Raw genomic sequence first — 13091 nt, 5'->3', positions numbered from 1 at the left:
GACGCGATACTAGTGCGGCCCGAGGGGGTACACAGGAACACGTCGGAGTTCGTACGAGCGAAGGAGCACCCCTTGATCTTCATCACCGCCAAGTTCCGAGTGAAGGCAGAGCACGCGGACGACTGGCCCGAGATCTCGCGAGCCTTCACCGAGGCCTGCCAGGCGGAGGAGGGATGCCTCTGGTACTTCTGGTCGCGCACACTCGACGATCCCACCGAGTACGTCCTCGTCGAGGCCTTCCGCGACCCGGATGCCGGTGCGACACACGTGCAGTCGGACCACTTCAAGCAGGCGCAGAAGGATCTCCCGCCGTACCTGCAGGAGACTCCGAAGATCGTCAGCACCGAGGTGGAGGGCACCGACTGGTCGGAGCTCGGCGAACTCGCGGTCTAGTTCCGCGCGTCCACGATCTCGGCGAGCGTGCGGAGGGCGTCGGCGAACACCCCCGGCAGTTCCTGCGGCGGGTTGTGGCCGGCGTCGACCGCACGCACGTCGACGAGATCCGTGAAGTGCGCGCCGTGGTCGGGCGATCCGTACAGGGCGGCGACCGTGTCCTCCGTCGGATCGAGGACGACGGTCGGCACCGTGATCGACGGCTGCCCGGCGAGCGCGTCCTGCGTGGCCGCGTACCGCGGGTCCCCCGCCGCGAGTCCGTACCGGTGTCGATACGAGTGCACCGCGACGTCGACGAAGTCCGGGTTGTCGAACGATGCTGCGGTGGCGGCGAATTCGGAGTCTCCGAACCGCCACGTCGGCGACCAGTCGGTCCACAACGTCTGCGCGATCTCCGCGCGGTAGGCAGCGAGGCCGGCGCGGCCGCGCTCCGAGTGCAGGTAGTACTGGTACCAGTACCGCTTCTCGAGGTGCGGCGGTGCCGGCGTCGTCACGGCAGCCTCGATGTCCTGCACCAGGTAGCCGGACACGCTGACCAGACCCGACACCGACTCGGGCCACAGCGCCGCCACCGCGCACGCCGCGCGGCCACCCCAGTCGTAGCCGGCGACGATCGGACGGTCGAGTGCCATCGCCCCGATGAGGTCGTGCAGATCGTGCGCCAACGCGGCCTGCTCTCCCGACCGCATCGTGGAGTCCTCGACGAACCGCGTGGGCCCGAAGCCGCGCAGGTACGGCACCACCACGTCGGCACCCGTGTCGGCCAGCAGTCGGGCGACGTCGTCGTAGGACCGGGTGTCGTACGGAAACCCGTGCAGCAACACGACCGACGGGCCGCTCGGGTCTCCGTACCGCTCGACGCCCACGTCGAGCACTCCTGCGCGCACCAGCTCCATGCCCGCCATCATGCCGTGCGTCGGTTGCTCGCAGACAGCACCAGGGCCGTGCAGTGGTCGACGAAGTGCTGCCGTTCCACCACGATCTCGCCGTCGAGGTACGCCGTGAACAGGGCGGTCAGCGACCCGACGACACCGGTCGCAGTCAGCAGGCGGTCGACGTCGTTCGACTCGGCGGGCAGGTTGTCGCCGATGAGCGCGACGAAGATCGGCATGGTGCGCCGCCCCCAGGTGCTCAGCGCCGGATCGGCGAACGGCGCCGACAACAGCACTCGGCCGTGTTCGGGACGGTCGATCATGAGCTCGACGAACGCGGTGACGGCGCGGCGTGCGCGCTCCTCCGGGCGGCGGGCCTGACCCACCGCGCGGACCAGTGCATCGCGCCCCTCCTCGGCCACCGCGGTGTACACCGTGCGGACGAACGAGTCACGGTCGCCGAAGTTCTCGTAGAAGTAGCGCTCGGTCAACGACGCCCGCGAGCACACCGCCCGCACACTCACAGCGGGACCACCGACCGCTCCCAGCAGATCGATCCCGGCCGTGAGCAGTGCCGCGCGCCGCTGCTCGCGTCGCGCCTCGAGCGTGGTCACGTCGATGACACCTCACTGTTGACTGCCGTGCTCGCTCGACTCTACGGTGACAACATGCGTAGTCAAACGCTCGGCCCCGACTCCCTCACCTGGCGATGGTTCGGGGACTGGCGCGGGATCCTGCAGGGACCGTGGGCCGGCTCGATGCAGAACATGCACCCGGGTCTCGGCACGGCCGTCAGCGAGCACTCGACGTTCGAGGTCGAGCGCTGGGAGCGCGTCATGCGCTCGCTCTATCCCATCGGCGGCGTCGTGTTCGACGGTGACCGCGCACCCGAGACCGCGGAACGAATCAGGCGCTACCACAACGACATCAGCGGTCTCGATGCTCACGGGCGCCCCTACCACGCCCTCGATCCCGACATCTTCTACTGGGCGCACGCCACGTTCTTCGTGGGCACCATGCGCACCGCCGAGTACTTCATGGGCGGCATCACCGAGGCCGAGCGAGAGCAACTGTTCGACGAGCACCGACGGTGGTACGCCCTGTACGGCATGAGCATGCGCCCCGTGCCCGAGACGTGGTCCGACTTCCAGGCGTACTGGGACCGGATGTGCCGCACCGTTCTGGAGGACACCCCGGCCGCGCGCCTGGTCCTCGACATGTCGTCCGTGCCGGTGCCACCGTTCCTGCCACTACCCGAGTGGCTGTGGGCCCGGATGCGCCCGGTCGTCGACCGCACCTTCCGGCGCATCACCGTCGGGCTCTACGACCCGGCGGTCCGAGACCTGCTGGGCTACACCTGGACCGATCGGGACGAGCGCTGGCTGCGGCGGCTGGGTTTCCTGGTGAACGTGGCGTTCCGGGCCGTGCCGGCGCGGCGGCGCAAGCATCCGCGTGCGCGCGCCGGACTGGACCGCGCCGCCGGCCGGATCCCCGCCACCGCCCCGCTGGTCGAGACCCCGGACCGCAACCTCCCGCCCGCGGGTCGTCGGCAGAACCCGCGGCACTACGTTCCCGGGCGCTGAGGCTGAGTCGTCGGAATCGCCCTCGATTGTGCAGAACCGCGACATCGATCAACATCGTGTGGCTCCACACGCAAGCTGGTGGACCTCGTTGTGCACGAACGAGCGCTTCGTCCACAGGCGCGGACCACCGCCAGACCTCGACAGCACGCGAGCAACTCACACTCGGCCGATGGGAGTCCACACCAGACGACAGCTGATCGCCGGGGGCATCAGCGGCGCGACCGTCGATCGCAGAGCAGCGCGCGGCGAACTGCACCGACTGCTGCCCGGCGTGTACTCCACCGAACCACCCACGTACGAGGACAGGTGTGCGGCGGTCCGACTGTGGAAACCGCACGCCGTCGCGAGTCACGACACCGCAGCCTGGATCTGGGGGCTGCTGCCCGCGGAACCCTCCATGGTCCACGTGACGGTGCCGCCGACGGGGTACGCGGGTGGCCCGAACTGGGTGCGTGTTCATCGCCGGGCTCTGACGAACGTCAGATGGTTGGGGGACACACCTGTCGTGTCCCTCGAACACGCGATCCTCGACGTCGCCGGCACGTTGACCCGGCCGCAGTTCGAGAAGGTGATCGACAGGGCGCTGTCACGGGCGGTGAGCTGGCGTTCCCTGGCTCAGCTGTGCGACGAGGCGAAGGGGATGACCGGCATGCGTCTGCTGCGTGACCAGTTGCGGCGAGCATGCCCCAACACACTGTCCGAACCCGAGCGCATGGTGGCGCGAGCTCTCACCGCCCGCAACATGCACCTGGAAATCAATGGCAAGGTCGGCCCGTACTACGGAGATCTGGTGGACCGGCGCGGGCGCGTGGTGGTGGAGATCGATGGGCGTGAGTTCCACACGGCTGCAGACGTCTTCACCAGCGATCGTCGCCGACAGAACGCACTGGTGTTGGACGACTGGCTGGTTCTGCGGTACTCCGCTGCCACGGTGAAGGCGAGCGTGGCTGCAGTCGCGGACGAGATCGTTCAGACGGTACGCCGACGACGATCGCTCGCGCGAGGGTGAGCACACACGATCACCGGTGATTCTGCGGATGCGCGGAATCGTCGACGATCGTGTGGCTACAGCCGCATCGACGCCACCACCTCCCCGACGGCACCCTCGAACTGGTGCCCACCCCGCTGGTGCTCGACCACCCGAGCGCCCGGGAGCCGCGCGGAGGCCAGTGCCAGGTGCGCGAACGGCACCACGTCGTCGTCGCGGCAGTGGTGCAGCGTCAGGGAGACCTCCGGCGGGACGGTCGGCCACTCGTACTGGTGGACGTCCCAGCCCGCGGCACTCCAGTCGGGCATCGCGAGCAACGTGGCGGCGGGAACCGGGAGCGAGGCGAGCACGTGCAGCAGGACGGTGGCGCCGAAGGAGTGGGCGATCACGACGTCGGGCCTCGCCTCGAGGCCGCGGCGTATCGGTCCTGCCCACGCCTCGACGCTCATGTCGTCGCTCGGGATGCGGGGCATGTCGACCGTCGCGCCGAGCAGCGCGCCGAACTCCTCCGCCAACGGCTCGTCGTCGTCCTCGCCGCCGGCGCCGTGGACGAACAGCAGTCTCGTCATGACGTTACCGACTCGACGGGGCGCCGGAACTCACCGCGGAACGCCGAGAGCCGGCCACCCGTGAGGGTGACCGGCTCTCGTGCGATCAGGGAGCGGGACTCAGAAGTCCATGCCGCCCATGCCGCCGGTCGGATCGCCCGCGGGCGCTCCGGCCTTCTCCGGCTTGTCGGCGACGACGGCCTCGGTGGTGAGGAACAGAGCCGCGATCGACGCTGCGTTCTGCAGTGCCGAGCGGGTGACCTTGACCGGGTCGTTGATGCCGGCGGCGAGCAGGTCCTCGTACTCGTTGGTCGCGGCGTTGAGGCCGTGGCCGAGGGGGAGGTTGCGCACCTTCTCCGCGACGACGCCGGGCTCGAGGCCGGCGTTGAACGCGATCTGCTTCAGCGGTGCCTCGAGGGCGACGCGAACGATGTTCGCGCCGGTGGCCTCGTCGCCCGTGAGGTTGAGGTTCTCGAGTGCGGGAGCCGACTGCAGCAGCGCGACGCCACCACCGGCGACGATGCCCTCCTCGACAGCTGCCTTGGCGTTGCGCACGGCATCTTCGATGCGGTGCTTGCGCTCCTTGAGCTCGACCTCGGTGGCGGCACCGGCCTTGATGACTGCAACGCCACCGGCCAGCTTGGCCAGGCGCTCCTGCAGCTTCTCACGGTCGTAGTCCGAGTCGGAGTTCTCGATCTCGGAACGGATCTGCGAGACACGACCCGCGATGGCGTCGGCGTCGCCGGAGCCCTCGATGATGGTGGTCTCGTCCTTGGTCACGACGACCTTGCGAGCCTGGCCGAGCAGCTCGAGTCCGGCACCCTCGAGGGAGAGGCCGACCTCTTCGCTGATGACCTCGCCACCGGTGAGGATGGCGATGTCGGCGAGCTGCGCCTTGCGACGGTCACCGAAGCCCGGTGCCTTGACGGCGACGGACTTGAAGGTGCCGCGGATCTTGTTCACGACGAGGGTGGAGAGCGCTTCGCCCTCGACGTCCTCGGCGATGATCAGGAGCGGCTTGCCGGACTGGATGACCTTCTCCAGCAGGGGCAGCAGGTCCTTGACGGTGGAGACCTTCGAGCTGACGAGCAGGATGTACGCGTCCTCGAGGACGGCTTCCTGACGCTCGGCGTCGGTGACGAAGTATCCCGAGATGTAGCCCTTGTCGAAGCGCATGCCCTCGGTGAGCTCGAGCTGCAGGCCGAAGGTGTTGGACTCCTCGACCGTGATGACGCCTTCCTTGCCGACCTTGTCCATGGCCTCGGCGATGAGCTCGCCGATGGACGCGTCGCCTGCGGAGATACCAGCGGTCGCAGCGATCTGCTCCTTGGTGTCGATCTCCTTGGCGGACTTCAGCAGGGACTCGGTGACAGCGGCGACGGCTGCCTCGATGCCGCGCTTGAGGCCGAGCGGGTTCGCGCCGGCTGCGACGTTGCGCAGGCCTTCGCGGACGAGTGCCTGAGCGAGAACGGTCGCGGTGGTGGTGCCGTCACCTGCGACGTCGTCGGTCTTCTTGGCGACCTCTTTGACCAGCTCTGCGCCGATCTTCTCGTACGGGTCCTCCAGCTCGATCTCCTTGGCGATGGACACACCATCGTTGGTGATCGTGGGCGCGCCCCACTTCTTCTCGAGTACGACGTTGCGACCCTTGGGGCCCAACGTCACCTTGACTGCGTCGGCGAGGCTGTTCAAGCCCCGTTCGAGGCCACGGCGTGCCTCTTCGTCGAACGCGATGATCTTGGCCATTGCGAAGTGATCCTCCGGATTGGGGGTGACACACGAAGCGACCGCGGGTGGGTCGCTCCCTTTCCACATCCGGCCGAGTCGGTGCCCGCGACGGACGACCAGGGGTGTCGATGATTCCCGATCTCACCTCTTCGACCTGGCACTCACAGTACGCGAGTGCCAACCAGATTTCTAGCAGTCGAGGTGGTCGAGTGCAAGGTCGTCGTCGAGTGGTCGCGATTCACACGGTGTTCACGTGCCGGAACGACGACCGACTCACGCGTGAGAAGAATGTGTGACGCGACCAGTTGTCGCGCGCCACAACAGAATCCACGCGAATCGGACATATACACCCGCCCACCTCTGCGGACGAAAGGACCACATCGTGTCCGATGCAGTCGACACCGGTTACGACAACTCGGCGATGGCACACGAGGAGGAGGGCTACGACAAGGGCCTGAAACCTCGGCAACTGCAGATGATCGCCATCGGCGGCGCGATCGGCACCGGCCTGTTCCTCGGCGCGGGCGGCCGCCTCGAGTCCGCGGGCCCGGGCCTGTTCATCATCTACGCCGTCTGCGGCGTCTTCGTCTTCTTCATCCTCCGAGCGCTCGGCGAGCTGGTGCTCCACCGCCCGTCCTCCGGATCGTTCGTCTCCTACGCCCGCGAGTTCTACGGCGAGAAGGCCGCCTACGCGGCCGGGTGGATGTACTTCCTCAACTGGGCGATGACGGCGATCGTCGACGTCACGGCCGTCGCGACGTACATGCACTACTGGGGCGCCTTCAAGGGCATCCCGCAATGGACCATCGCCCTGATCGCACTGGCCATCGTGCTCGCCGTGAACCTGGTGTCGGTGAAGTGGTTCGGCGAGATGGAGTTCTGGGCGGCCATGATCAAGGTCGCGGCGCTGGTGACCTTCCTGGTCGTGGGCACCGTCTTCCTCGCCGGTCGTTTCGACGTCGACGGCCAGTCGACCGGCTTCGGCGTCATCTCAGGCAACGGCGGCCTCTTCCCCACCGGGGCGTGGCCGCTGGTCATCGTCACGTCAGGTGTCGTCTTCGCCTACGCGGCCGTCGAGCTGGTCGGGACCGCGGCCGGAGAGACCGAGAACCCGGCGAAGGTGATGCCGCGGGCCATCAACTCCGTCATCTTCCGCATCGCGGTGTTCTACGTGGGATCGCTGATCCTGCTGGCGCTGCTGTTGCCGTACACCACCTACCGGGCCGGGGAGAGCCCCTTCGTCACGTTCTTCTCCCGTATCGGCGTCGACGGCGCCGGCACGATCATGAACATCGTCGTGGTCACCGCAGCGCTGTCCAGCCTCAACGCGGGGCTGTACTCGACGGGCCGCATCCTGCGATCGATGGCGATGAACGGCAGCGCGCCGTCGTTCACGGCGCGGATGAGCCGGAACGGTGTCCCCTACGGCGGCATCCTGCTCACCGGCGCCCTGACACTGCTCGGCGTGGCGCTCAACGCGTTCAAGCCCGGCGAGGCGTTCGAGATCGTGCTCAACATGTCGGCCCTCGGCATCATCGCCTCGTGGGCGACCATCGTGCTCTGCCAGCTGCAGCTCTACCGGTGGAGCCGCAAGGGCATCCTCGAACGGCCGTCGTTCCGGCTCTTCGGGGCGCCGTACACGAGCTACGCGACGCTCGCGTTCCTCGCTGCGGTGCTGGTGCTCATGGCGCTCGACGCGCCGATCGGGACGTGGACCGTCGCCACACTCGTCGTCATCGTGCCGATGCTCATCGGCGGCTGGTTCCTCGTCCGGGCCCGCGTCCTCAGCGTCGCCGAGGAGCGGATGGGCTACACGGGCAAGTACCCCGTCGTCGCGAACCGGCCGACGGATCCCGAGACGCCGAGCGACTAGCGACGTCGGTACCAGGGCCGACCGGGCACAGGTGGCGGGGAGGCCGGAGGCCGGCCGGGCTCAGGTGGCGGGGAGGCCGGAGGCCGGCCGGGCTCAGGTGGCGCGTGGTCCCTCAGGGCCCGCGCCACCGCCACGCTCAGGTCGTGGCACGACGCGAACCGGTCCGCCGGCTCCTTGGCCAGCGCGCGCTGCACGACGGCGTCGAGGCGGGTCGGCAGGTCGGCCCGACGCGAGCTGACGGACGGCGGGGTCCGCCTCAGCTGGGCGTCCATGACGGCGAACGGAGTCGCCAGCGGGAACGGCGGCCGTCCCGTGAGCAGTTCGACGAGGGTGGCACCGAGCGCGTAGATGTCGGTGCGGGCGGTGAGCGTGCCGCCCCGCAGCAGTTCGGGTGCCGCGTAGCCGATCGACGTCAGCACCGTCCCGTCGTCCGACACCAGCGGTGTCGGCGAGGACGTCGACCGGGCGATTTGCCAGTCGGACAGCAGAATCTGCTCCCGGGTGTCCGCATCGGCGACACTCGCGAGCAGGATGTTGGCCGGCTTGACGTCCCGGTGGACGATCCCGAGACCGTGCGCGTGGTCGAGGGCTCTCGCCACGCCGTCGACGATGCGGGCGGCTCGGTGCACGTCGAGTGGGATCTGTCCGCGCGCGACGAGGCGGGCGGCGCTGTACCCGTCGACGTGCGACATCGACATCCACGGCCGCCCGCGGAACTCGCCGTGATCGTGCGCCGCGACGATGTTCGGGTGCTGCAGCAGGGCCCCGATCCGCACCTCGGCCGCGAACGCGTCCCGCGGGGCGTCCGCACGCAGGATCTTCAGGGTCTCCGGCGCTGCCGATCCACGTCGGGCGAGATACACCTCGGCGGTGCCGCCGTGACCGAGCAGTCTCTCGACGCGGAACCCCGCGAACTCGGATCCCGGCCGCAGGACCACTACCGACCGATCTCCAGCACCGCCGGCAGGTCCGCGACGGAGTCGACGACGAACGCCGGTTGCATCGCGTACTGGTCGCGTGCGTGCCGGTCGAGGCGTTCCTGACGGAACTTGCCCGTGCGGACCAACATGCCGCGCATGCCGACGACCTGGGCGGCGAGCACGTCGTTGTCGAGATCGTCCCCGACCATCACCACCAGGTCCGGATCGACGCCCATGCGTTCCGCCGACGTCTGGAAACCGAGCGGCGCCGGCTTGCCGACGGCCGTCGCCGTGCGGCCGGACGCCGATTCCATGCCCGTCAGATACATGCCCGTGTCGATGCGCAGCCCCTCGGCCGTGGTCCACATGAGGCTGCGGTGCATCGCGACGACGGGCACGCCCTGACACATCCAGTCGTAGACCCGGCTGAGCGCCTCGTGGGTGAACTGCTCGCCGGCGCCGCCGAGCACCACCACGTCCGGATCGCTGTCGACCCACTCCACGCCGGGCAGATCGTCGGCGATCCGGCCGCTGTTGAGGAGGACGCACCGTGCACCGGGGTACCGCGTCCGCAGGTGGTCGGCGGTGAGAGTGGCCGCGGTGACGATCTCGTCGGCGTGCACCTCGATGCCCGCATCGGTGAGCGCGTCGGAGATCTGCTCCCGCGTCTTCGACGTGGTGTTGGTCAGGAACGCGCACGCCACGTCGTTGCTGCGCAGCGTGCTCACCGTCTCCGCGGCCCCGGGCACGGGACGCCAACTGGTCATGAGCACACCGTCGATGTCGAACAGCACCCCACCGATCGGACTCATGCGACGAGCCTAGTGCCGCTACGGGTTCGGGGCAGGATGGGCGGGTTCGACGTTCTAGGCCGCGCCCGCGGACCGGGCCAGGGCCACCGCCGAGACCACCACGAGAATCAGGGCGGCGACCAGCACCACCGTGACCTCACGATCGGCGTCGAGGTACTCGCCCAGCACGACAAATCCCAGCAGCGACGCGACCATCGGTTCCATCACGGTCGTCGCGGGCAGCGAGGCCTGCAACGCACCCACCTGGAAGGCCGACTGCTGCAGCGAGATCGCGACCACGGCCACGGCGACGAGCGCGTACGGCTCGACCGAGGTCAGCAGCGGCTCTGGTCCGCGTCCGGCGAGGTGGACGACACTCTTCGTCAGCACGGCCGCGACGCCGAACAGCGCACCGCCGGCCAGTCCCAGCAGCAGGGCGCGCCGGGACCGGGAGCCGCTGCGCGCGCCGAGAACACAGGCGAGAACCAACGGGATTCCGACGCAGAGAACGACGACCCAGTGCCGCGTCTCGGCGCGTTCCACGCCGGGCCGCGGATCGCCCACGACGACGAGGACCGCGATGGCCGCCGTCAGCGCGGCAGCCCACAGCCAGTCCTTCGCCGACACGGTGCGGCCGGAGAACCGAGCACCCAGCGGCAGCGCGAACAGCAGGGACAACACGAGGAGCGGCTGCACCAGGAGAAGGGATCCGAGCCCCAACGCCGCCGCCTGCAGGCCGTAGCCGCCGATGCCGACGACCGTGCCGATCCACCACAGCGGCTCGCGGATCAGCGTGGTGATGGGTCCCAGCCGACCGACGGACTCGTCGGGAATCGACGCCGCCGACCGCTGGCGGACGACGGTACCGACAGCGATGCACACCGCCGCCCCGACGGCGCAGAGCACCGCCAGGACGGTGGCGTTCACGACGGTTACAGACCGGCGATGCAGGACCGCCCGGTGGAGAGGTCGAGAGCGAAGGAGTTGAGACCGGCGCAGTTCACGCCCGTGACCGTGCTGGCCGTCGCGCCGCCGCCGTACCCGGCGATGGCGACGGAGGTGGCTCCGTTCGTGGCGAAGGACTGCGAGATGCCGCCACCGAAGGAGTACGAGTACGAGGTACCCGCTCCCAGAACGGCACTCAGCGCGGTGCCGAAGCCGGTGGCGTTCGACGTCGAGCGCCCGCCGTCGGCGACGCTGACCGCGGTACCGCTCTCGGACGCCGACGACGTGGCGACGCCGGCGCCGGTGGCCTTGGCTCCGCAGCTGGCCGTGTCGCTCACCTGGATGTCGTTGGCCGCGGGCGGGGACACGCAGGTGACCGGAGCCGCGGACGCCACCCCGGTACCGAGGATCGCCCCTGCGGCGATGGTGGCGCCGACCGCGACGGCTGCGCCGAATCGCGTTGCACGAGAGGAACTTCGATCCGAGCGCGTGGCGTTGGAGAAGAAGGACGAGGTGGGGATGAACGACACGGACGGCTCCTGAGGCTGTGCGAGAGAATGCATCGTGCAATGCACCGCAGACCTTACCGCCCGCTCGTCCCTACCGGCGGGTAACTCCATAACGATTCGATGTTGGGTTCAGCGGACGTGGCGCTGCCAGTCCCAGGGGACCCGAGACGACGGTCCGGGCACCGTCTGGTCCATCGGATGATGCTGCGGCGCAGCGAGTTCGGGACCGTCGAAGCCCTCCTCGGTGACGTAGTTCCAGAACCACGTCTCCCCGGGTTCGAACGACTGCACGACGGGATGACCGCTGGTCGCGGCATGGGCACTCGCGTGCTGCGACGGTGAGGAGTCACAGCATCCGACGTGGCCGCACTGAGCGCACCGACGCAGGTGCACCCACCACCCGTCGGTGGCGTCGCACTCCACGCAGCCCGTGCCGCTGGGCGGTACCGCGGTGTCGATTCCGTTCGTGCTCATCCGACTTCCTCCTCTGCGGTCGGCATCGGCGCCCCGGCCGGGCCGTCGATCGGTATTCGTACCTGGAACCGGGTGTCTCCCGGCTCCGACAGCAACCGTAGGTCGCCGCCGTGCTTCTTCACCACGATCCGCCACGAGATGTCGAGGCCCAGACCGGTGCCCTCGCCCACAGGCTTGGTGGTGAAGAACGGTTCGAAGATGCGGGACCGGATCGCCTCCGGAACCCCCGGGCCGGTGTCCCCGATCTCGATGAGGGCCGTGTCGTTCTCCCGCGCCGTGCGCAGAGTGAGCGTTCCGTGGCCGTCCATGGCCTGTACGGCGTTGTCGATGAGGTTGGTCCACACCTGGTTGAGCTCCGCGGCGTACGCCGCGACGGGAGGCAGCGCCGGGTCGAAGTCCTTGACCACCGTGATGTCGTCGCCGATCTTGCGACCGAGCATCACCAGGGTGCTCTTGAGGAGGACCCGCAGATCCACCTTCTGGAACGGCGCACGGTCAATCTGCGAGTACTGCTTCGCGGCGTTGACCAGCGTCGACACCCGTGTGGTGGAATCGGAGATCTCGTTCATGAGCAGTTCGGTCTCGATGGTGTAGTTCAGCCAGCGGATCGTGCTCTCGAGAAGCTCCGCCCCCGTGTCCGCGGCGACGCGCTCGAGCCAGTCGGCCTCGATGCCGGCCTGCACGAAGGTCGGGGCGAGGTCCCACCCGTCGGAGATGCCGTGGTCCTCGAACCACTCCCCCAGCGCGTCCTCCCGGTCGGAGGCCTCCATGGGAGTGAGCTCCGGCGCCTTGCCCACCAGTTCGGCGGCCTCGTCCTGCAGGCGGATCAGACCCGTCAGGGAGTCGGTGTCGTAGACGCCCGACGCGATGACGCCGAGTTTGCGGCGCATGTGCGACACCCGGTCCCGCAGCGCCGCCGTCGCACGGACCGCCGCGGCGGCCGGGTTGTTCAGCTCATGTGTCAGACCGGCCGACAGCGACCCCAGCGCCAGCAACCGCTCCCGCTGGTCGATGACCTGCTTGCTGCTCTGCTGACCGAAGAACAGTCCCTCGAGCATGTGGACCGCCATGGGGAACCACTCTCGAACCAGGTCTCCGAACCGCTCGGCGTCGAGCACGAAGAACCGGGACGGACGCGTCACGTCCATGCCCGACATGTACTTCTGCGGGGCGCGGTCCCCGAGGTACGCCTGCCACGCACCCGCGTAGACGCCCCGCGACGACGTGCGGTTCACCTCGATCTTCTCGCCGCCGGACATCTTGGTCAGCACCAGTTCCCCGTCGAGGAGCACGTAGAAGCACGTAGCGTCGTCGCCCTCCGCGAACACGGGACCGGCCTCGATCATCTCCACGTGCCCGTTGGCACACAGTTGCTCGAGCTGCTCGTCGTCGAGCGACTCGAAGAGGAACAGCGTCTTCAGTTCCTCGGTGCTGCAGTCGAGTTCGGTCATGATGATCCAGCTTCCG

The 13091-nt window shown here is 68.7% G+C and carries 14 protein-coding genes; 4 read left to right on the top strand and 10 right to left on the bottom strand.

Features of this window, described 5'->3' with window-relative positions; all coding sequences use genetic code 11:
• Positions 1-72 precede the first annotated feature (72 nt).
• On the top strand, positions 73-393 hold the full coding sequence (locus HQ312_RS05460) for a putative quinol monooxygenase (protein ID WP_027506279.1): 321 nt from the start codon (positions 73-75) through the stop codon (positions 391-393).
• On the opposite strand, the gene HQ312_RS05455 is transcribed toward HQ312_RS05460, so the two are convergent.
• Together HQ312_RS05455 and HQ312_RS05450 are read right to left on the bottom strand one after the other, a co-directional pair.
• Positions 390-1289 (bottom strand): alpha/beta fold hydrolase, encoded by a 900-nt coding sequence (locus HQ312_RS05455; RefSeq protein WP_222638035.1) that lies wholly within the window; start codon positions 1287-1289, stop codon positions 390-392. The genes HQ312_RS05460 and HQ312_RS05455 overlap by 4 nt on opposite strands.
• Before the next feature lie 8 nt (positions 1290-1297).
• A complete protein-coding gene (locus HQ312_RS05450; RefSeq protein WP_222638034.1) occupies positions 1298-1879 on the bottom strand; it encodes a TetR/AcrR family transcriptional regulator in 582 nt (193 codons plus the stop codon).
• 54 nt (positions 1880-1933) lie between these two features.
• Between HQ312_RS05450 and HQ312_RS05445 the strand changes: the two genes are divergently transcribed.
• The gene (locus HQ312_RS05445) at positions 1934-2848 is read left to right on the top strand and encodes an oxygenase MpaB family protein (RefSeq protein WP_222638033.1); all 915 of its coding nucleotides are present in this window, start codon (positions 1934-1936) and stop codon (positions 2846-2848) included.
• Between the two features lie 169 nt (positions 2849-3017).
• Positions 3018-3857: a DUF559 domain-containing protein gene (locus tag HQ312_RS05440; RefSeq protein WP_222638032.1), complete on the top strand. Its 840-nt coding sequence runs from the start codon at positions 3018-3020 to the stop codon at positions 3855-3857.
• Positions 3858-3913: 56 nt separating this feature from the next.
• Here HQ312_RS05440 and HQ312_RS05435 read toward each other — a convergent pair whose 3' ends face one another.
• The gene (locus HQ312_RS05435; protein WP_222638031.1) at positions 3914-4405 is read right to left on the bottom strand and encodes an alpha/beta hydrolase; all 492 of its coding nucleotides are present in this window, start codon (positions 4403-4405) and stop codon (positions 3914-3916) included.
• A gap of 99 nt (positions 4406-4504) precedes the next feature.
• On the bottom strand, positions 4505-6130 hold the full coding sequence (gene groL / locus HQ312_RS05430) for a chaperonin GroEL (protein WP_027506274.1): 1626 nt from the start codon (positions 6128-6130) through the stop codon (positions 4505-4507).
• Between the two features lie 403 nt (positions 6131-6533).
• Here groL and HQ312_RS05425 point away from each other — a divergent pair, with 403 nt between their 5' ends.
• Positions 6534-7985, top strand: coding sequence for an amino acid permease (locus HQ312_RS05425; protein ID WP_197027817.1), 1452 nt, complete (start codon positions 6534-6536; stop codon positions 7983-7985).
• On the opposite strand, the gene HQ312_RS05420 is transcribed toward HQ312_RS05425, so the two are convergent.
• The 6 genes from HQ312_RS05420 to HQ312_RS05395 form a co-directional block, all read right to left on the bottom strand.
• A complete protein-coding gene (locus HQ312_RS05420; protein ID WP_222638030.1) occupies positions 7982-8923 on the bottom strand; it encodes a serine/threonine-protein kinase in 942 nt (313 codons plus the stop codon). The genes HQ312_RS05425 and HQ312_RS05420 overlap by 4 nt on opposite strands.
• The gene (locus HQ312_RS05415; protein WP_027506272.1) at positions 8923-9717 is read right to left on the bottom strand and encodes an HAD-IIA family hydrolase; all 795 of its coding nucleotides are present in this window, start codon (positions 9715-9717) and stop codon (positions 8923-8925) included. The genes HQ312_RS05420 and HQ312_RS05415 overlap by 1 nt, the downstream gene beginning before the upstream one ends.
• Before the next feature lie 54 nt (positions 9718-9771).
• A complete protein-coding gene (locus HQ312_RS05410) occupies positions 9772-10623 on the bottom strand; it encodes a DMT family transporter (protein WP_222638029.1) in 852 nt (283 codons plus the stop codon).
• Between the two features lie 5 nt (positions 10624-10628).
• Positions 10629-11204 carry a DUF6764 family protein gene (locus HQ312_RS05405; protein WP_261782043.1) on the bottom strand — a complete coding sequence of 192 codons (576 nt, stop codon included), beginning with the start codon at positions 11202-11204 and terminating at the stop codon, positions 10629-10631.
• A 75-nt stretch (positions 11205-11279) separates the two neighbouring features.
• Positions 11280-11624, bottom strand: coding sequence for a UBP-type zinc finger domain-containing protein (locus HQ312_RS05400; RefSeq protein WP_056441460.1), 345 nt, complete (start codon positions 11622-11624; stop codon positions 11280-11282).
• Positions 11621-13075: an ATP-binding protein gene (locus tag HQ312_RS05395; RefSeq protein ID WP_222638028.1), complete on the bottom strand. Its 1455-nt coding sequence runs from the start codon at positions 13073-13075 to the stop codon at positions 11621-11623. The genes HQ312_RS05400 and HQ312_RS05395 overlap by 4 nt, the downstream gene beginning before the upstream one ends.
• Positions 13076-13091: the final 16 nt, after the last annotated feature.

The organism is Rhodococcus sp. BP-316, assembly GCF_019836105.1.
Classification (GTDB): domain Bacteria; phylum Actinomycetota; class Actinomycetes; order Mycobacteriales; family Mycobacteriaceae; genus Rhodococcoides.
Note: the sequence above shows the minus strand (reverse complement) of the source record. Positions and strands in the feature narration are given on the sequence as shown.

Bases quoted from the DNA above. Each gene is read 5' to 3' on its own strand.
- HQ312_RS05435 (WP_222638031.1), bottom strand. From the start codon at position 4,405: ATGACGAGACTGCTGTTCGTCCACGGCGCCGGCGGCGAGGACGACGAC.
- HQ312_RS05425 (WP_197027817.1), top strand. From the start codon at position 6,534: ATGGCACACGAGGAGGAGGGCTACGACAAGGGCCTGAAACCTCGGCAA.
- HQ312_RS05440 (WP_222638032.1), top strand. From the start codon at position 3,018: ATGGGAGTCCACACCAGACGACAGCTGATCGCCGGGGGCATCAGCGGC.
- HQ312_RS05400 (WP_056441460.1), bottom strand. From the start codon at position 11,624: ATGAGCACGAACGGAATCGACACCGCGGTACCGCCCAGCGGCACGGGC.
- HQ312_RS05395 (WP_222638028.1), bottom strand. From the start codon at position 13,075: ATGACCGAACTCGACTGCAGCACCGAGGAACTGAAGACGCTGTTCCTC.
- HQ312_RS05455 (WP_222638035.1), bottom strand. From the start codon at position 1,289: ATGGAGCTGGTGCGCGCAGGAGTGCTCGACGTGGGCGTCGAGCGGTAC.
- HQ312_RS05415 (WP_027506272.1), bottom strand. From the start codon at position 9,717: ATGAGTCCGATCGGTGGGGTGCTGTTCGACATCGACGGTGTGCTCATG.
- HQ312_RS05405 (WP_261782043.1), bottom strand. From the start codon at position 11,204: ATGCATTCTCTCGCACAGCCTCAGGAGCCGTCCGTGTCGTTCATCCCC.
- groL (WP_027506274.1), bottom strand. From the start codon at position 6,130: ATGGCCAAGATCATCGCGTTCGACGAAGAGGCACGCCGTGGCCTCGAA.
- HQ312_RS05445 (WP_222638033.1), top strand. From the start codon at position 1,934: ATGCGTAGTCAAACGCTCGGCCCCGACTCCCTCACCTGGCGATGGTTC.